Annotated in this window: 17 protein-coding genes and 2 rRNA genes; 16 read left to right on the top strand and 3 right to left on the bottom strand. The window is 70.5% G+C overall.

What is annotated here, in order from left to right:
• From ACFYY1_RS16465 to ACFYY1_RS16420, 10 genes are all read left to right on the top strand, one after another.
• Positions 1-73, top strand: a 23S ribosomal RNA gene (locus tag ACFYY1_RS16465); the annotation flags it as partial.
• A gap of 76 nt (positions 74-149) precedes the next feature.
• Positions 150-266 (top strand): 5S ribosomal RNA (gene rrf, locus ACFYY1_RS16460).
• Positions 267-340: 74 nt separating this feature from the next.
• Positions 341-985: an HAD family hydrolase gene (locus tag ACFYY1_RS16455; RefSeq protein ID WP_388585489.1), complete on the top strand. Its 645-nt coding sequence runs from the start codon at positions 341-343 to the stop codon at positions 983-985.
• A gap of 42 nt (positions 986-1,027) precedes the next feature.
• Positions 1,028-2,233 (top strand): MFS transporter, encoded by a 1,206-nt coding sequence (locus ACFYY1_RS16450; protein WP_388585487.1) that lies wholly within the window; start codon positions 1,028-1,030, stop codon positions 2,231-2,233.
• Complete coding sequence (locus ACFYY1_RS16445) at positions 2,202-3,374, top strand: acetoin utilization protein AcuC (RefSeq protein ID WP_388585484.1); 1,173 nt, start codon at positions 2,202-2,204, stop codon at positions 3,372-3,374. Before ACFYY1_RS16450 ends, ACFYY1_RS16445 begins: the two co-directional genes overlap by 32 nt.
• Before the next feature lie 122 nt (positions 3,375-3,496).
• Positions 3,497-4,312: a phosphatase gene (locus tag ACFYY1_RS16440; protein WP_388585482.1), complete on the top strand. Its 816-nt coding sequence runs from the start codon at positions 3,497-3,499 to the stop codon at positions 4,310-4,312.
• A 128-nt stretch (positions 4,313-4,440) separates the two neighbouring features.
• A complete protein-coding gene (locus ACFYY1_RS16435; RefSeq protein WP_014046653.1) occupies positions 4,441-4,653 on the top strand; it encodes a helix-turn-helix domain-containing protein in 213 nt (70 codons plus the stop codon).
• A 110-nt stretch (positions 4,654-4,763) separates the two neighbouring features.
• The gene (locus ACFYY1_RS16430; RefSeq protein ID WP_003948845.1) at positions 4,764-4,862 is read left to right on the top strand and encodes a 30S ribosomal protein bS22; all 99 of its coding nucleotides are present in this window, start codon (positions 4,764-4,766) and stop codon (positions 4,860-4,862) included.
• 245 nt (positions 4,863-5,107) lie between these two features.
• Positions 5,108-6,202, top strand: coding sequence for an NAD-dependent epimerase/dehydratase family protein (locus ACFYY1_RS16425; protein ID WP_388585480.1), 1,095 nt, complete (start codon positions 5,108-5,110; stop codon positions 6,200-6,202).
• 15 nt (positions 6,203-6,217) lie between these two features.
• Positions 6,218-7,270: a lysophospholipid acyltransferase family protein gene (locus ACFYY1_RS16420; RefSeq protein ID WP_388585477.1), complete on the top strand. Its 1,053-nt coding sequence runs from the start codon at positions 6,218-6,220 to the stop codon at positions 7,268-7,270.
• A 71-nt stretch (positions 7,271-7,341) separates the two neighbouring features.
• Here the strand turns inward: ACFYY1_RS16420 and ACFYY1_RS16415 are convergent, their stop codons facing one another.
• The 3 genes from ACFYY1_RS16415 to ACFYY1_RS16405 form a co-directional block, all read right to left on the bottom strand.
• Complete coding sequence (locus tag ACFYY1_RS16415; protein WP_388585476.1) at positions 7,342-8,532, bottom strand: DUF5667 domain-containing protein; 1,191 nt, start codon at positions 8,530-8,532, stop codon at positions 7,342-7,344.
• A gap of 225 nt (positions 8,533-8,757) precedes the next feature.
• Positions 8,758-9,534: an ECF subfamily RNA polymerase sigma factor, BldN family gene (locus tag ACFYY1_RS16410; RefSeq protein WP_388585474.1), complete on the bottom strand. Its 777-nt coding sequence runs from the start codon at positions 9,532-9,534 to the stop codon at positions 8,758-8,760.
• A gap of 370 nt (positions 9,535-9,904) precedes the next feature.
• Positions 9,905-10,858 carry an HAD family hydrolase gene (locus ACFYY1_RS16405; RefSeq protein ID WP_388585472.1) on the bottom strand — a complete coding sequence of 318 codons (954 nt, stop codon included), beginning with the start codon at positions 10,856-10,858 and terminating at the stop codon, positions 9,905-9,907.
• Positions 10,859-11,026: 168 nt separating this feature from the next.
• Here ACFYY1_RS16405 and ACFYY1_RS16400 point away from each other — a divergent pair, with 168 nt between their 5' ends.
• The 6 genes from ACFYY1_RS16400 (at position 11,027) to hemB (ending at position 17,638) form a co-directional block, all read left to right on the top strand.
• Positions 11,027-11,302, top strand: coding sequence for a glutaredoxin family protein (locus tag ACFYY1_RS16400; protein WP_388585471.1), 276 nt, complete (start codon positions 11,027-11,029; stop codon positions 11,300-11,302).
• 272 nt (positions 11,303-11,574) lie between these two features.
• Positions 11,575-12,342 (top strand): redox-sensing transcriptional repressor Rex, encoded by a 768-nt coding sequence (locus ACFYY1_RS16395; protein ID WP_388585468.1) that lies wholly within the window; start codon positions 11,575-11,577, stop codon positions 12,340-12,342.
• Positions 12,339-13,835, top strand: coding sequence for a glutamyl-tRNA reductase (locus ACFYY1_RS16390; RefSeq protein WP_388585465.1), 1,497 nt, complete (start codon positions 12,339-12,341; stop codon positions 13,833-13,835). Before ACFYY1_RS16395 ends, ACFYY1_RS16390 begins: the two co-directional genes overlap by 4 nt.
• A complete protein-coding gene (gene hemC, locus ACFYY1_RS16385) occupies positions 13,832-14,818 on the top strand; it encodes a hydroxymethylbilane synthase (RefSeq protein WP_388585463.1) in 987 nt (328 codons plus the stop codon). The genes ACFYY1_RS16390 and hemC overlap by 4 nt, the downstream gene beginning before the upstream one ends.
• Positions 14,815-16,485 (top strand): uroporphyrinogen-III synthase, encoded by a 1,671-nt coding sequence (locus ACFYY1_RS16380; RefSeq protein WP_388585461.1) that lies wholly within the window; start codon positions 14,815-14,817, stop codon positions 16,483-16,485. Before hemC ends, ACFYY1_RS16380 begins: the two co-directional genes overlap by 4 nt.
• A 154-nt stretch (positions 16,486-16,639) precedes the next feature.
• Positions 16,640-17,638 (top strand): porphobilinogen synthase, encoded by a 999-nt coding sequence (gene hemB, locus ACFYY1_RS16375; RefSeq protein WP_388585459.1) that lies wholly within the window; start codon positions 16,640-16,642, stop codon positions 17,636-17,638.
• Positions 17,639-17,731 lie beyond the last annotated feature (93 nt).

Here is a 17,731-nt window from a genome sequence, read left to right as displayed (position 1 = left end):
GTTGATAGGCCAGATGTGGAAGCCCGGTAACGGGTGGAGCTGACTGGTACTAATAGGCCGAGGGCTTGTCCTCAGTTGCTCGCGTCCACTGTGTTTGTTCTGAAATAACGAACGGCCGTGTTGTTCCGGTGTTGTTTATTTCATAGTGTTTCGGTGGTCATTGCGTTAGGGAAACGCCCGGTTACATTCCGAACCCGGAAGCTAAGCCTTTCAGCGCCGATGGTACTGCAGGGGGGACCCTGTGGGAGAGTAGGACGCCGCCGAACTCCTTTTACGGGAAAGCCCCGTGTCCTTGTGGACACGGGGCTTTTCTGCGTTTCCGAACGTCTAGGCTCGAACCATGCGCTACGAACTGGTCATCTTCGACAACGACGGTGTGCTCGTGGACAGCGAGCCGATCTCCAACACCATCCTGGCCGAGTACCTCACGGAGCTCGGTCACCCCACCTCGTACCAGGAGAGCCTGCGGGACTACATGGGGTCCGCTGTGCACCGGGTGCACGATCTCGTCGAGGAACGGACCGGGGAGAAGCTGCCCGCGGACTTCGACGAGACGCTCCACTCACGGATCTTCGCCGCGTTCGAGCAGGAGCTGGAACCGGTGGCCGGGGTCGAGGACGTGCTCGGGAAGCTCGTGGCCGACGGGATTCCGTACTGTGTCGCGTCCTCCAGTACGCACGAGCGGATCCGGGTCGGGCACCGCAGGACCGGGCTCGACCAGTGGTTCGAGGAAGAGTGGATCTTCAGCGCGGAGGACGTGGGGCGCGGCAAGCCGGCGCCCGACCTGTTCCTGCTCGCCGCCGAGCGGATGGGAGTTCCGCCCGAGCGGTGCGTCGTCATCGAGGACAGCCCGCTCGGAGTGGAGGCGGCCAGGGCCGCGGGGATGGATGTGTACGGGTTTACGTCGATGATGCCGGCGGACCGACTCGCCGGGGTGGCCGGGCACTTCTCCGACATGAGCCAACTCCGGGAATTGCTCGCCTGATCCATCTACCCACGGGTAGGAACTGGCCTTACGCTCGCGGCCATGACAGATGCTCGTTTGCGGCACGGCAGGGCTTCCCTCACGGTGAGCTTTTTCGTGCAGGGGGTCACCTTCGCTCTGCTGGTGACTCGGATACCCGCCATTCAGGACCGGTACGGGATATCCGACGGGCTGCTGCCCGTCTTCCTGGCCGCGGTGCCCATCCTGGCCGGCGTGGGCAGTGTGGTCACCGAGAAGCTGGTCGCGCGAGTGCGGCCCAGGGTCGTGCTGAGGTGGGCACAGCCCGTCGTGATGCTCGCGCTGCTCGGCGCCGGCGCCGGGAACGCGCTGTGGGAGGCGGCCCTGGCGCTGGGCGTGTTCGGGCTCTCCGTCGGGGCGCTCGATGCCTCCATGAACATGATGGGCGTCAGCCTCCAGAAGGCGTACGGGCGATCCATCATGCTCGGGTTCCACGCCGCGTACAGCCTCGGCGGGATCGCCGGGGCGTCCATGGCCTGGGCCGGGGCGCACTGGGACCTTTCGCTGCTGGTCTCCTACCTGCCGGCGGTCGTCGTGCTGCTGCCCGTCGCGTTCATCGCGAGCCGTTGGTACGCCGAGGGCACCGAGGCTGAGGCGAAGCCGGGCGAGGCGCAGAGCAAGGGGGCGGCCTCGGTCTCCTTCAAGCTGCTGATGCCGCTCTGTCTGGTGATGAGCTTCGCTTACATCGGGGACTCGACGGTCTCCAACTGGAGCGCCAAGTACCTGCAGGACGTGCTGGGGAGCTCGGAGCAACTGTCGACCGTTCCGTACAACGTCTACATGGTGACGACTCTGCTGGGGCGGGCCGTCGGGGACTTCGGGGTGCGGCGGTTCGGGGCCGTGGCCGTGGTGCGGGGCGGGAGCGTGCTGGCCGCCGCCGGGTTCGCCGTGGTGGCGGTGGCCGGTGGGGCGTGGACCGGGATGCTCGGGTTCACCATGCTGGGGCTCGGGCTCTGCGTGATCGTGCCGCAGACCTTCGCCGCCGCCGGGCGGATGTTCCCCGGGGCGAGCGATACGGCCATCGCGCGGCTGAACATCTTCAACTACGTGGGATTCCTGGTGGGATCGCCGTTGGTGGGGGCGCTCGGGGACGCCTGGAGCTACCGGGGGGCGATGCTCGTACCGATGGTGCTGGTGCTCGCGACGCTGGTGTACGCCAAGTCGTTCGGGGCGGAGTCCGCCCGATACGGTGGCGGGCATGAGCGGCCGCGCACAGTTGATGTGGGATGACGCAGTAACGGGATACGACTTCGGGGAAAGTCATCCGATGGACCCGGTCAGGCTCGCTCTGACCATGGGTCTGGTCCGGGCGTTCGGGCTCGACGGCGCGGTGGACGTGGTGTCGGCCAGGCCCGCCGGGGAGTCCACGCTGCGGCTGGTGCACCGCGAGGACTATGTGGCCGCGGTGCGTGCCGCCTCGGCGGATCCCGGGCGGGCCGATCAGCGTTACGGGCTCGGGACCGTGGACGATCCGGCGTTCGTGGGGATGCATGAGGTGTCGGCGCTGATCGCGGGGCAATCAGTGGCGGCGGCCGAGGCGGTGTGGCGCGGGGACACCTCGCACGCCGTGAACTTCACGGGCGGGCTGCACCACGCGATGCCGGGCGGCGCGGCGGGGTTCTGCATCTACAACGATCCGGCGCTCGCCATCGCGCGGATGCTGGAGCTGGGCGCCGAGCGGGTCGCGTACGTGGATGTGGACGTGCACCACGGCGACGGGGTGCAGGCGGCCTTCTGGGAGGACCCGAGGGTCCTGACCATCTCGCTGCACGAGCACCCGCGGACGCTCTTCCCGCAGACCGGCTGGCCGGAGGAGACCGGCTCCGGGGCGGGTGAGGGCAGTGCGGTCAACCTGGCGCTGCCGGCCGGTACGGGGGACGCGGGGTGGCTGCGGGCGTTCCACGCGGTGGTGCCGGAGCTGCTGGCGGACTTCCGGCCGCAGGTGCTGGTGAGTCAGCACGGGGCCGATACGCATTTCGAGGACCCGCTCGCCCATCTCGCGGTGTCGCTGGACGCGCAGCGCGCGGTGATGGCGGCCTGTCACGACCTTGCCCATGAGCACGTGGAGGGCGGGCGCTGGCTGGCGCTCGGCGGGGGCGGTTACGCGGTGGTCGATGTGGTGCCGCGGTCCTGGACGCATCTGGTGGGGATCGCCGCGCATGCGCCGGTGGACCCGGAGTCGGTGATCCCGTCGTCGTGGCGGGACGAGGTCTACGCCCGGACCCGGCAGTTGGGGCCGGCCCGGATGACGGATGGCCGTACGCCCTCCTGGAAGTCGTGGGAGGAGGGGTACGACCCCGCGGACCGGCTGGACCAGGCGGTGCTGGCGACGCGGCGGGCGGTGTTCCCGTTGCGGGGGCTGCTGACCTGAGCCGGGCGGAGGCGGTCGCGGTGTGGCCGTTTCCGTGCGGTGGCGCGTAATGGTTACGCCAACTGTGGGGCGTAACCGGGCTTCCGGCCCCCCGTCCGGGTGATTGGGGGAGCATCGGTGGGGTGTTGAGCACCGGAGCGCTGCGTGCGCATCTGCTGGCGGCCCGGCTGGCCGGGCCCGTGGCCACCTCGCGGGAGGTGAGTCTGCGGAGTTATCGGCTCTTCGCGGCCCGGGATCCGCGGGTGACACTCGGCCTCGACCCCGGGCGGGGCTGGGAGGAGCGGGATCTGCTCCGTCTGATGGCCGACAGGTGCGGGGTCTCGGACGATCCGGCTCATGTCTCGGGGCCCGATGTGATCGATCCGGAGCGGACCCTGGCAGGTCTGGACGCTTTCGCCGAGCGGCTGTCGCACGCCGCGGTCCGGCGGGCGCCGGTGCTGTTCGGTACCGGTCATCCGCACCGGCTGCTCGGTTTCTACGCAGCGCTGGCAGACGCCATGTCGGCGGCCGGGTGTTCCGTACTCACCCCCGCGCAGGGGCGATGTATCGACATAACGACCCGGTTCGGCGTACGCACGTGCAGCCTCGACTACGTACGGGGAGTCGCGATGGTGCGTGAACCCGGCGTGTGGTCGCACGGTGGTGACACCGGCGCACATACCCATTCCCCGTTGCCCGTCAGGGTCGTCCTGGAGGCTGCGGCGGAGGCTCGCGGGCGGTTGCCGGAACTGGTCGTGGGGGACCACGGCTGGGTCTGCGGGGCTGGTCAGCTGGGCATTGAGGCGATCGGTCTCGCCGATACGGACGATCCCGCGCTGTTCGTCGGGGAGGCCGAGGGGCGGGTGGCGGTCGTCGTGCCGCTCGACGACGCGGTGCCGTCCGCGTACTACCAGCCGCTGACGCGCTATGTACTCAATCGGGCGTTTCTGTCACGGTAGGCGGCCGATCGTCTCACCTCTTCCCCACTCGCATCACCCGCCCCTAACCTGGGGAGTGAGCGCACAACGACGAAGAGTCACCGGAGGGGAAGCCGGTGGGCGTCTCGTGCGGAAGGTACAGGTGGGTCATGGCTGCTGGCAGCGAGAGGCCTCTCAACGAGGTCAAGTTTCTGACCGTGGCGGAAGTCGCCTCGGTCATGAGAGTGTCGAAGATGACCGTGTACCGCTTGGTGCACAGCGGTCATCTGCCGGCGATCCGGGTGGGCAGGTCCTTCCGGGTTCCGGAGCAAGCGGTTCACGAGTATCTCCGCGAGTCCTTTGTGGGGGTGGAGTCCGCCTGAGGTTCACCTCGGATTACGCCCCTCACGCGCTGGCGGGTAGGCTAGGCCGACGTAGGTCGTGTGGGCCCAGACGCCCCGCACCAGTGAAGAAGAAGTGAGCGAGGGTAGTCGTGGGCTCTGTTATCAAGAAGCGGCGCAAGCGGATGGCCAAGAAGAAGCACCGCAAGCTGCTCAAGCGCACGCGCGTTCAGCGTCGCAACAAGAAGTAAGCGAACGCGGTTCGTGAATCCGCAGCCCTCCCACCGGTCCGGTGGGAGGGCTGCGGTGCGTTCCGGGGCCGGCCGGCCCCGGCGGTCGCCCGCATTCGGGCCAAAGACTCGGAGGAAGGCAGCCGCGCGGCCGTCACAGGGCAACATCCACCCGCTACGGTGACCGCTAAGGGCTGTCGTCGCACGCCCACCAGTGATTACGGGGCAGCCCTTTAGGGGAAACCTTTCGACGGAAGGCGCTGATCTTGGGGAAGGTCGTGCTGGTCACGGGAGCGGCCCGGCAGCTGGGCGGCCGCTTCGTGCGGCGCATCCAGCGTGATCCGGGTGTGGACCGGGTGATCGCCGTCGACGCGGTCGTGCCCGGACACGAGTTGGGCGACGCCGTTTTCGTGACGGCGGACATCCGCCAGCCCGCGATCGCCAGAGTCCTCGCCGAGCACTCCGTCGACACGGTGGTGCATCTGGACGTCTCGGCCAAGGCGGTCGGCGCGGGCGGCCGGACGACGGTCAAGGAGACCAACGTCATCGGCACCATGCAGCTGCTCGGTGCCTGCCAGAAGGCGCCGAGCGTGCGGCGGCTGGTGATCAAGTCCAGTACGAACGTGTACGGCTCGGCGCCCCGCGATCCGGCGGTGTTCACCGAGACCACCCCGCCCAAGTCCCTGCCCAGCGGGGGCTTCGCCAAGGACGCGGTGGAGGTCGAGGGGTACGTACGGGGCTTCGCGCGCCGCAGGCCGGATGTCGCCGTGTGCGTGCTCAGGTTCGCGAACATCCTCGGGCCGCAGGCCGATTCGCCGCTCGCCGACTATCTTTCGCTGCCCGTGCTGCCGACGGTGTTCGGGTACGACCCGAGGCTCCAGTTCGTGCACGAGGACGATGTCGTGGACGTTCTGGGTGTCGCGTCCGGTGAGCCGGTGCGCGGGACGCTGAACAGCGGCACGTTCAACATCGCCGGGGACGGGGTGCTGCTGCTCTCGCAGTGCTCGCGGCGGCTGGGGCGGCCGACGGTGCCGCTGCTGCTGCCCGCGGTGACCTGGGTCGGCCAGGCGCTGCGCACGGTCGGCATGACGGACTTCTCGCCGGAGCAGATCCGGCTGCTCACCCACGGCCGGGTGGTCTCCACCGTCCAGATGCGCGAGACCCTCGGCTTCCACCCCCGGTTCAGTACCGCGGAGACGTTCGCGGAGTTCGCGCGCAGTCAGGGGCCCGGACTGCTGCCGCCCGAGGCGGTGGGCAGGACGGTCGACCGGCTGGCCGCCCTGCCGTTCGCCGGAGCGGGCGGCGATGTTCCGGGGATCACCGGGGCCGGCGACACCGAGCCGACCCCCAGCGCCAGGTAGAGGAGCGCACCGACGATGGCGGATGCCAAGGTCATTCCGTTCGACGACGACCGTTCGCGGACGGGTGGTTCAGCGCGCCCCGGCCGGCGCCGGCCCACGGCGGCCTCCGTGGTGGGGACCGCGGCCGTGAGCGCCCTGCCCGGGCAGCAGGACGCCTCGAAGCCGCCGCAGGAGCCGCAGGAGGAGCCTGAGCGGGCCGGGCAGCGGCCCCTGGGGCGGGACGGGAGCGGCGGCTGGGACCGCAGGATCGCGGGCGGGCTCGCGTTCCTGCGGCGGCGGGTCACGGGTGAGTACGACGTCGACGAGTTCGGGTACGACGAGGAGCTGACCGATCAGGTCCTGATGTCGATGCTCCGGCCGGTGTACGAGAAGTACTTCCGGGTCGAGGTGAAGGGCATCGAGAACATTCCCGCCGAGGGCGGGGCGCTGATCGTGTCCAACCATTCGGGGACGCTGCCGCTGGACGGGCTGATGCTCCAGGTCGCCGTGCACGACAACCATCCGACGGGCCGGCATCTGCGGCTGCTGGCCGCGGACCTGGTGTTCATGCTGCCGGTGGTGAACGAGCTGGCCCGCAAGGCCGGGCACACGCTGGCCTGTGCGGAGGACGCGGAGCGGCTGCTGCGACGGGGCGAGGTCGTCGGGGTGATGCCGGAGGGGTTCAAGGGCATCGGGAAGCCGTTCGGGGAGCGGTACAAGTTGCAGCGCTTCGGGCGGGGCGGCTTCGTGTCCACGGCGCTGCGGGCCGGGGTGCCGATCATTCCGTGCTCGATCGTGGGGGCGGAGGAGATCTACCCGATGATCGGCAACTCGAAGACGCTGGCGCGGCTGCTGGGCTTCCCGTACTTCCCGATCACGCCGACGTTCCCGTGGCTGGGGCCGCTCGGGGCGGTGCCGCTGCCGACGAAGTGGACGATCCAGTTCGGGGAGCCGATCTCCACGAGCGGGTTTCCGGTGGAGGCGGCGGAGGATCCGATGCTGATGTTCAACCTGACGGATCAGGTGCGGGAGCAGATCCAGCACACGCTGTACAAGCTGCTGGTGCAGCGGAGGTCGGTGTTCTTCTGAGGGGCCTTCCGGCACGCGTAGGGGGGACGGCTAGGCGAGCCGTCCCCCCTACGTCTTCGTGCGGGGCGGTGCTAGTCGTTCTTCAGGTCCTCGCCGTTGATCCCCAGGCCCGGGAGGAGGCCGGGGAGGAGCGGCGGGAGGGTCACGTCCGGGGCGGGCGGGGTGCTGACGCGGCCGTCGGCGGACGGGGCGGTGCCGGGGGGCGGGGTGCCGAACAGGCCGTCCGTGCCGCTGATCAGGCCCTCGGACGAGGCACTGCCCGATCCCGACGGGTGGGGCGAGGCGCTGCCGTCCGTACGGCCCTGGGAGGTTTCCGGCGATGTGGGCGCGGAGGGGGCCGTGTGCGAGGGGCGGGTGCCCTGGTCCGCGGTGTCCGGCTGCCGGGCGTCGCCGCTGCTGTCCGGGGTGCGGGGCAGCAGTGACTGGAGCGGCTGGACCTCTTCGTCTATGGCGTCGAAGACCGAGCTGACCTGGTCGCCGACGTCCGTCAGCTGTACGGGGAGCCGGTCGCGGAGGCTGCTCCAGCTGTCGCGGTGCGAGCGGGAGAAGGAGTCCAGGGTCTGGATGGGGCCGATGGCGCCGTTCTGCTGGTAGGCGGAGTGGAGCAGGCGGTGGCCCTCGCTGGCGTCGTGCGTCATGCCGTTGAGCGTGCGCCTGACCTCGCCGAGCTGTTCGTGGTCCAGGTCGCCGGAGCGGGCGCGCTCCATCAGGCGGCGGGCCTCGCTGAGCCGGGTGGACGCCTGGTCGAGGTAGGCCTCGCCGCGGTCGGCGTCGCCACTGGCCATGCCGAGGTGGATGTCCTCCATGCCGCGCTTGAGCCCGTACAGCGAATCACCCGGCAGGGCGTCGGAACTGGCAGCGGCCACTCCGCCGAAGGCTCCCGCCGCCACACCGACGGTGAGCCCGCCGGCCGCGAGGCCCTTCGTCCAGCGTGAACGCGGACGCAACTTCCGGAGCGGGGAGGCCCGGTGGGCCCCCTTGGTCCGCTGTTCGGGCACCGTAGGGCCCGCGGACGCGCCGCCCTGGGTGAACATGGCCTCCATGGCGGCGACGAGCTGGGCTCGCTGCACCACTTTGACCTCGGGATCCAACTCCGGCCTCGGTACCTCACCGAGGCCGTTCGCCAGGGCCAACAGCGGTCCGTGGTCGGCCGGTTCGGCCGGTTCCTCGGGCTGTGCGGCCGCCGCACCACGGAGCGACTGCTCCTCCAGGGCCTGGGCGAAGGCGTTCGCCCGCCGGTGTGCCGAAACGTTTGCGATCACTGGCGGCACCTCCTCTCGTCATGACGGTCGACTCCCCTGGGTTCCGGAAGGTTGCACACCTTGAGCGCTTCCACACGAATGAGTGAGTGTCGGCGGACATGGGGTGACGCCAGGGGGCCTGCAACCGGCACAACGAGGGGCGCGGCACATGGGTTACGCACGAAGGATGATCGGACCAGTGCGTGATGGGCGTGTCGCCGAGAGTGACTCGGCCGGGGGGTGTGGTCAGCGGGCATCGTCCGGAAGGAGCCGGGCCAGCGTGCGGACGGCGCGGTACTGGAGGGTCTTGATCGCGCCCTCGTTCTTGCCCATGACCCGGGCGGTCTCGGCGACCGAGAGGCCCTGCAGGAAACGCAGGGTCACGCACTCCTGCTGCTGGGGGTTGAGCCGGCGCACGGCCTGGAGGAGCGCGGCGTTGGAGAGGGACTCCAGGACGGAGTCCTCGGGACTGCGCTCGACCTCGTTGGCGTCGAGCATTTCGCCGGTGGTCACTTCCAGCCGGAAGCGGCTGGACTTGAAGTGGTCGGCCACCAGGTTGCGGGCGATGGTGACGAGCCAGGCGCCGAAGTCGCGGCCCTGCCAGGTGAACGTGGAGATGCGGCGCAGGGCGCGCAGGAAGGTCTCACTGGTGAGGTCCTCCGCCGTCGCCTTGCCGCCCACGCGGTAGTAGATGTAGCGGTAGACGGTGTCGCTGTACTGGTCGTAGAGGCGGCCGAAGGCGTCGGCCTCGCCGGCCTGCGCGCGCTCGACGAGATCCATCATGCGTGCGCTGTCGCTGTCGGCGGTCGGCCGGCGAACGGTGGACGTGGTCGTTGCGCCGCGGTTGCCGCGTCTTCCGACCGCCGCACTGCGTTCGGCCAGGGCGTAGCAGGGGCCGGCAGGTGCAGGGGTGGCAAATGCGGGTACGGCGTACGCGGTGGGGACGAAGCCGCGCAAGCGGTCGGCGACCGTTGCGCGCAGCGTAGCCAGGCCCGAGGCGTCAACCCCGACGTGTGGGTACACGGGACTCCCAGAGGCAGAGCTTCCATCACGTGCAGTGCGAAACCGTCACTCGTCGTAGTGAGTGATGGGTTCCGGAATGCGTCTGAGGAGAATAACGCTTCGTACAGGCAGTGCTACACCCAGTTGCTCAAATCATCGATTACGTCGCTTCTGTAGCGACTAAACGACGCATCAAGTAGCACATCGTGACCGTTTGTTGATCGAATTACTTCGCTATCTGCCTGTCGGTGCGACGGGTTGTGGTCGTGTGCGAGCAATGCGACTGGCCGGAGCGGTCGGTGGGTAAGGGATTCGGATCGGCCGCCGGGGTTCGGGCGTGGCAGGCCCGGCCGGCCCGGCCCGCGGAGGGGCCGGGCGGTGGTGGCGGGGGTCAGCGGCGGCGGCGGTGCAGGGCGACGGCGGCGGCGGTGCCGCCCGCGATCGCGCCCACGCCGGCCGCGGCCGGGATGCCGACCTTGGCCGCCTTGCGGCCCGTCCGGTAGTCCCGCAGCCGCCAGTCGCGCGCGCGGGCGTGCTTACGGAGCTTGGTGTCCGGGTTGATCGCGTACGGGTGCCCGACCAGGGACAGCATCGGGATGTCGTTGTGCGAATCGCTGTACGCCGCGCAGCGGTCGAGGTCCAGGCCCTCGGCGGCGGCCAGGGCGCGGACCGCCTCGGCCTTCGCGGGGCCGTGCAGCGGCTCGCCGACCAGGCGGCCGGTGTAGACGCCGTCGACGGATTCGGCGACCGTGCCGAGCGCGCCGGTCAGGCCGAGCCGGCGGGCGATGATCGTGGCGGTCTCCACCGGGGCCGCGGTGACCAGCCAGACGCGCTGCCCGGCGTCCAGGTGGGCCTGGGCCAGGGCCCGGGTGCCGGGCCAGATGCGGTCGGCCATGTACTCGTCGTAGATCTCCTCGCCGATGGACATCAGCTCCGAGACCCGGTGGCCCTTGACGATGGACAGGGCGCTGTCGCGGGCGTCCTGCATGTGTTCCGGGTCCTCGACGCCCGCCAGCCTGAACCAGGCCTGCTGCCAGGCGAACCGGGTCAGTTCGCGGCGCTGGAAGAACTTCCGCTTGTACAGGCCGCGGCCGAAGTGGAAGATCGCCGCGCCCTGCATGACGGTGTTGTCCAGGTCGAAGAAGGCGGCGGCGCGTTCGTCACCGACGACGGGGAAGGGGGCCTCCTCGGCCTCCGCCTTCGCGGCGTCGTCCTGCTCGGTGCCGGGGGACTGATCGTCGGGGAGGGTGGATTTCCGTGCTGCCTCAGCTGCTGCCTCGCCGGCCAGCACGCTCCGTGCTGTCGCGGGGCGCCTACGGGGTGTGAGCCATCCAAGAGCGGCCATGTCGTGAGCATAGCCAGTCGCTTCGGCCGTTCCCGACCTGCTGGGATGCCACGGCGTGAACTCTGGGCCGCCGATCCGATGAACGGGTGATACCGGGCGTACCGGATCGAGGGCGGAACGGGTCCGCCCGCGCCCCGACCCGTGCGTCGCCCGGCGCAGAATAAAGGCATGAGTGCCTTGTTGCGACGTACGAAGAAGAAGCCCGCGGAACGCGTGGTGACCCTGGTCGGGAAGCCCGGGTGTCACCTCTGTGACGACGCGCGGCAGGTGGTGCGGGAGGTGTGCGAGGAGACCGGCGCGTCCTGGGAGGAGAAGGACATCACCGAGGACGAGGAGCTGTACCGGGAGTACTGGGAGCAGATTCCGGTGGTGCTGATCGATGACGAACAGCACACGTTCTGGCGGGTGGACCCGGCGAGGCTGCGCACGGCACTGCGCTCGTGAGCGAAAGCCGGTTACCATCATGGGCGTTTTGAGTGCTCTCGGGGGAGTGGTTGTGAGGAGTGTGTGCCGCTTTGCCCCCTTCGGGCCTGCAACGGGCTGATGCGATCCTTGGTTCCGGGATCGCACGACGAATGTGCGTGACCCCGGTCACTTTGACCGGACAAAACGGACACTATCTTTGTGCACGCGTTCACAAAGACATAGCCTGCATTCGACGGGGCGGTCTTGGGAACTACGGCCGCCTACAGCCCCGCTCATCCCGCAGGAGCACCGTGGCAACTGGCCGAACTCACCGACCGGCGACCCGTAGCCGAGGAATTCCCGAGGCCACCGTCGCCCGACTTCCGCTGTACCTGCGCGCACTGACCGCGCTCTCCGAGCGCTCGGTACCCACGGTCTCGTCCGAGGAACTCGCAGCGGCGGCGGGGGTCAACTCCGCCAAGCTGCGCAAGGACTTCAGCTACCTCGGCTCGTACGGGACGCGCGGTGTCGGCTACGACGTCGAGTATCTCGTGTACCAGATCTCCCGCGAACTCGGGCTCACCCAGGACTGGCCGGTCGTGATCGTCGGCATCGGTAACCTCGGTGCCGCGCTCGCCAACTACGGCGGCTTCGCCTCCCGCGGTTTCCGGGTCGCCGCGCTGATCGACGCCGACCCCGCGATGGCCGGAACGCCGGTCGCGGGCATTCCCGTCCAGCACGCCGACGAACTGGAGCAGATCGTCGGCGACAACGGCGTGTCGATCGGTGTCATCTCGACCCCGGCCGGCGCCGCGCAGCAGGTCTGCGACCGGCTCGTCGCCGCGGGCGTCACCTCCATCCTGAACTTCGCGCCGACCGTGCTGTCCGTGCCCGACGGCGTGGACGTCCGCAAGGTCGACCTCTCCATCGAGCTCCAGATCCTCGCCTTCCACGAGCAGCGCAAGGCCGGCGAGGAGACCCCCGGGAGCAGCCCGGACCCGGCCGCACCCCCGGTGCGCTCGGCCTCCACCGGACGGAAGGGACCTGACGGGGACATGCCCGCCGTGATGCCGGCATGAGTCTTCTTGTCGTAGGACTGAGTCACCGCAGCGCCCCGGTCTCCGTACTGGAGCGGGCCTCGCTGTCCGCCGAGGCGCAGGCCAAGCTGCTCCAGGACACCCTCGCCGCGGAGCCCGCGGCCGAGGCCGCCGTCCTGGCCACCTGCAACCGCATCGAGCTGTACGCCGACGTGGACAAGTTCCACGCGGGCGTCGCCGAGCTGTCCACGCTCCTCGCCCAGCACAGCGGCGTCGGCCTGGACGAGCTCACTCCGTATCTCTATGTGCACTACGAGGACCGGGCCGTCCACCACCTCTTCTCGGTGGCGTGCGGGCTGGACTCGATGGTCGTCGGCGAGGGCCAGATCCTCGGCCAGATCAAGGACGCGCTGGCGCTGGGGCAGGAGCTCCACACCGCGGGCCGGCTGCTGAACGACCTGTTCCAGCAGGCCCTGCGGGTCGGCAAGCGGGCCCACAGCGAGACCGGGATCGACCGGGCCGGGCAGTCGCTCGTCACCTTCGGCCTGGAGCAGCTCGCGGCCGGTGCGGACGTCGCGGACTGGGCCGCGGGCAAGCGCGCGCTGGTGATCGGCGCGGGCTCGATGTCCTCGCTCGCCGCCGCGACCCTGGCCCGTACCGGTGTCGCCGAGATCGTCGTCGCCAACCGGACCCGGGCCCGCGCCGACCGGCTCGTCGAGATCCTGGTCCAGCCCGGGGGCACCGGCGTGGCCGCCCGTGCCGTGGAGATGGCCGCGGTCCGCGACGAACTGACACGTGCCGATGTCGTCGTCTCCTGCACCGGCGCGACGGGTCTCGTGCTGACCGCCGAGGTCGTCGCCACCGCGCTCGGCCTGGACACCGACGACGCCGTCGAGACGCCCGCCGCCACGCCCTCGGTGCCCGCCCCGGCCGACGCCGACCGGCACGCCGCCTGGGTGGAGAACGGCAGCGCCGCCACGGTGCGCCGGACGGCCCGTCGGGCCACTGTGCCCGCACAGGGCGCCGGCCCCGTACGCCTGGCCCTGCTCGACCTCGCCATGCCGCGCGACATCGACGGCGGGACGGCCCGGCTCGACGGTGTGCGCCTCGTCGACATCGAGTCGCTCGCCGAGGCGTCGGCGGACGCCCCGATGGCCGCCGACGTGGACCAGGTGCGCACCATCGTCTCCGACGAGGTCGCCGCCTTCGGCGCCGCCCAGCGCGCCGCCCACATCACCCCGACCGTCGTCGCGCTGCGCACGATGGCCGCCGGAGTGGTCGCGGGCGAGATCGCGCGGCTCGACGGGCGCCTCCCCGATCTGGACGAGAAGCAGCGCGCCGAGATCACGCAGACCGTGCGCCGCGTCGTCGACAAACTCCTGCACGCGCCCACCGTGCGGGTCAAGCAGCTCGCCAGCGAGCCCGGCGGCGCCGGGTACGCCGATGCGCTGCGGGAACTCTTCGACCTCGACCCGCAGACGGTCGCAGCCGTCTCCCGGGCAGACCTGAACGACCCGAATCGAGGGCGGTCATGACCGACAACTCAACCCCGGTCGCGGGGGCCGACAAGCCGCTGAGGCTGGGCACCCGGCGCAGCAAGCTCGCCATGGCGCAGTCCGGCATGGTCGCCGACGCCGTCAGCGAGGTGACCGGGCGCGCCGTCGAGCTCGTCGAGATCACCACGTACGGCGACACCTCGCGGGAGCATCTCGCGCAGATCGGCGGCACCGGTGTGTTCGTCGCGGCGCTGCGCGACGCGCTGCTGCGCGGTGAGGTGGACTTCGCCGTCCACTCGCTCAAGGACCTGCCGACCGCGCAGCCCGAGGGCCTCGTGCTGGCCGCCGTGCCGGTGCGCGAGGACCCGCGCGACGTACTGGTGGCGCGGGACGGGCTGACCTTCGAGCAGCTGCCGTCCGGCGCCCGCATCGGTACCGGCTCGCCGCGCCGCATGGCGCAGCTCAACGCGTACGCCCGGAACCACGGCCTCGACATCGAGACCGTGCCGATCCGGGGGAACGTCGATACGCGTATCGGATTCGTCCGGAGCGGTGAGCTGGACGCGGTGGTACTCGCCGCGGCCGGGCTCAGCCGCCTCGGCCGGAGCGGTGAGGCGACCGACTTCCTGTCGGTCGACACCGTCCTGCCCGCTCCCGGCCAGGGAGCACTGGCGATCGAGTGCGCTGAGACCAGCGCCGACCTCGCCGCCGCGCTCGCCGAGCTCGACGACCCGTACACCCGGGCCGCCGTGACCGCCGAGCGTGCCCTGCTCGCCGCCCTGGAGGCCGGTTGCTCCGCACCTGTGGGTGCGCTGGCCGACCTCCTGGTCGACGGACAGGCTGTCAACGAACTGCGTCTGCGCGGTGTCGTCGGTTCCACCGACGGTTCCTCGCTGGTGCAGCTGTCCACCACCGGTCCCGTTCCCACGTCGCAGGACGACGCGGCGGCCCTCGGTCGCGAGCTCGCGGCCGAGATGCTCGCCAAGGGTGCGGCCGGTCTTATGGGGGAGCGAGCACTTTGAGCCCCACCGGCCCCGCCGCATCCGACTTTCCGGCCCTGTCCGCACAAGGGCACGTCACCTTCCTCGGCGCCGGTCCCGGCGACCCGGGACTGCTGACTCTGCGCGCCGTCGAGGCGCTTGCGAGCGCGGACGTCCTTGTCGCCGAGCCGGACGTCCTCGGCGTCGTTCGCTGCCATGCGCGGGCAAGCGTAAGCACACCTGAGCTGACGGTTGTTGACGCGCAGTCAGCAGCCGCCGGTGTTCCCGTTCTCAGGGATGCGGTCAATCTTGTCATGGAGGCAGTGAAGGGCGGCAGGCGGGTCGTCCGTGCCGTCTCGGGCGACCCGGGGCTGGACGGGAACGCGGGTGCGGAGATGCTCGCCTGCGCCGCCGCCGGCATCCCCTTCGAGGTCGTGCCGGGCGTCGCCAACGCCGTGGGCGTGCCCGCGTACGCCGGTGTGCCGCTGCGTGACGCGCAGGGCGCGGACGTCAGGTTCGTCGACGCCCGTACCGCGTCCGACCGCTGCTGGGCCGAGGTCGGCGCCAGCGATGCCACGGCCGTCGTCTCGACGACGCTCGACTCGGTGGCCTCGGCCGCCGGTGAGCTGGTCTCGGCGGGCCGCAAGCCCGACACCCCGCTGACCGTGACGGTCGCCGGTACGACGACCCGCCAGCGCACCTGGACGGCGACTCTCGGGACGATCGCCCAGGTCCTGAAGCAGGCGAAGGTGCTGCCCTCCCCGGAGGGTCACCGGCCCGTCATAGCCGTGGTCGGTGAGCGCAGCTCCGCAGCCCAGCGTGACCAGCTCGCGTGGTTCGAGTCCAAGCCGCTGTTCGGCTGGAAGGTGCTCGTACCGCGTACCAAGGAGCAGTCCGCGTCGCTCTCCGACCAGCTTCGTTCCTATGGTGCCGTGCCGCACGAGGTCCCGACGATCGCCGTCGAGCCGCCCCGTACGCCCCAGCAGATGGAGCGCGCGGTCAAGGGCCTGGTCACGGGCCGTTACGAGTGGATCGCCTTCACCAGCGTCAACGCGGTGAAGGCCGTCCGGGAGAAGTTCGAGGAGTACGGGCTCGACGCCCGTGCCTTCGCCGGGATCAAGGTCGCGGCCGTGGGCGAGCAGACCGCCGCCGCGCTGGTCGATTTCGGTGTGAAGCCGGACCTGGTGCCGTCCGGTGAGCAGTCCGCCGCCGGTCTGCTGGAGGACTGGCCGCCGTACGACCCGGTCTTCGACCCGATCGACAGGGTCTTCCTGCCGCGTGCCGACATCGCCACCGAGACGCTGGTGGCCGGGCTCATCGAGCTGGGCTGGGAGGTCGACGACGTCACCGCGTACCGCACGGTCCGCGCCTCGCCGCCGCCGGCCGACACCCGTGAGGCGATCAAGGGCGGCGGCTTCGACGCGGTGCTCTTCACCTCGTCCTCGACCGTCCGGAACCTGGTCGGCATCGCGGGCAAGCCGCACAACGTGACGGTGATCGCGTGTATCGGCCCGGCGACGGCGAAGACCGCCGAGGAGCACGGCCTGCGGGTCGACGTCCTCTCCCCGGAGCCCTCGGTGCACAAGCTGGCCGAGGCGCTGGCCGAGTTCGGCGCGCGGCGCCGGGAGTCGGCGAAGGAGGCCGGTGATCCGGTGACGCGGCCGAGCGAGCGGCGTCCGGGTGCGCGGCGGCGTCGTACGACGACCTGACCGGTCGAGGAGTGTGTGAGGGGCCCGGTTGCTTCGGCGGCCGGGCCCCTGCCCGTTCCGTGCTTGTTCCGCGCCCGCTCTGCGCCCGTTCCGCGGCCTTTTTCCGGCACGGGTGTCGGTAAGACGGTGATGTGTACGGGTCTAGTCTCGAAGAATGACTGTGTACGGAAACTTCCCCGGCTCCCGCCCCCGGCGGCTGCGGACGACCCCGACGATGCGGCGGATGGTCGCCGAGACACGGCTCGACGCGGCGAATCTGATCCTGCCCGCGTTCGTGCGCGAGGGCGTCGACGCCCCGGTCGCCATCTCGGCCATGCCCGGCGTGCAGCAGCACACCCTGGACACCCTGCGGAAGGCCGCCGTCGAGGCGGTGTCGGCCGGGGTCTCCGGGATCATGCTCTTCGGCGTCCCCGAGGACGAGAAGAAGGACGCCCGGGGCACGGCGGGCACCGACCCGGACGGCATCCTCCAGGTGGCGCTGCGCGCGGTGCGCCAGGAGGTCGGTGACGATCTCGTCATCATGTCGGACCTGTGCCTGGACGAGTACACCGACCACGGCCACTGCGGTGTGCTGACCGAGGACGGCCGGGTCGACAACGACGCGACGCTGGAGCGGTACGCGGAGATGGCCCAGGTCCAGGCCGACGCGGGCGCCCATGTGGTGGGTCCCAGCGGCATGATGGACGGCCAGGTCGGTGTCGTCCGCGACGCGCTCGACCAGACGGGCCACGAGGACGTCTCGATCCTCGCCTACACCGTGAAGTACTCCTCGGCGTTCTACGGGCCGTTCCGCGAGGCCGTCGGTTCCTCGCTGCGGGGCGACCGCAAGACGTACCAGCAGGACCCGGCGAACGCCCGTGAGTCGATGCGCGAGCTGGCGCTCGACCTCGAAGAGGGCGCCGACATGGTCATGGTGAAGCCGGCCGGTCCGTACCTCGACATCCTCGCGAAGGTCGCCGACTCGGTGGACGTGCCGGTCGCGGCGTACCAGATCAGCGGTGAGTACGCGATGATCGAGGCCGCCGCGGAGAAGGGCTGGATCGACCGGGACGCGGCGATCATGGAGAGCCTGACCGGGATCCGGCGCGCGGGTGCGCAGATGATCCTGACGTACTGGGCGACGGAGGTCGCGCAGCGGCTGGGGCGGCGCTAGGCAGCCTTCGGGCCCAGCCGCGTTCGGGCTGGGCCGCGTTCGGCCCCTGGTGCGGGACGATCCGATCGTTCGGAGCGAACGGACTTGTGAGAC

The organism is Streptomyces sp. NPDC001890 (genome assembly GCF_042891445.1).
Lineage (GTDB): Bacteria > Actinomycetota > Actinomycetes > Streptomycetales > Streptomycetaceae > Streptomyces.
This window is presented reverse-complemented; position numbering and strand designations above follow the sequence as displayed.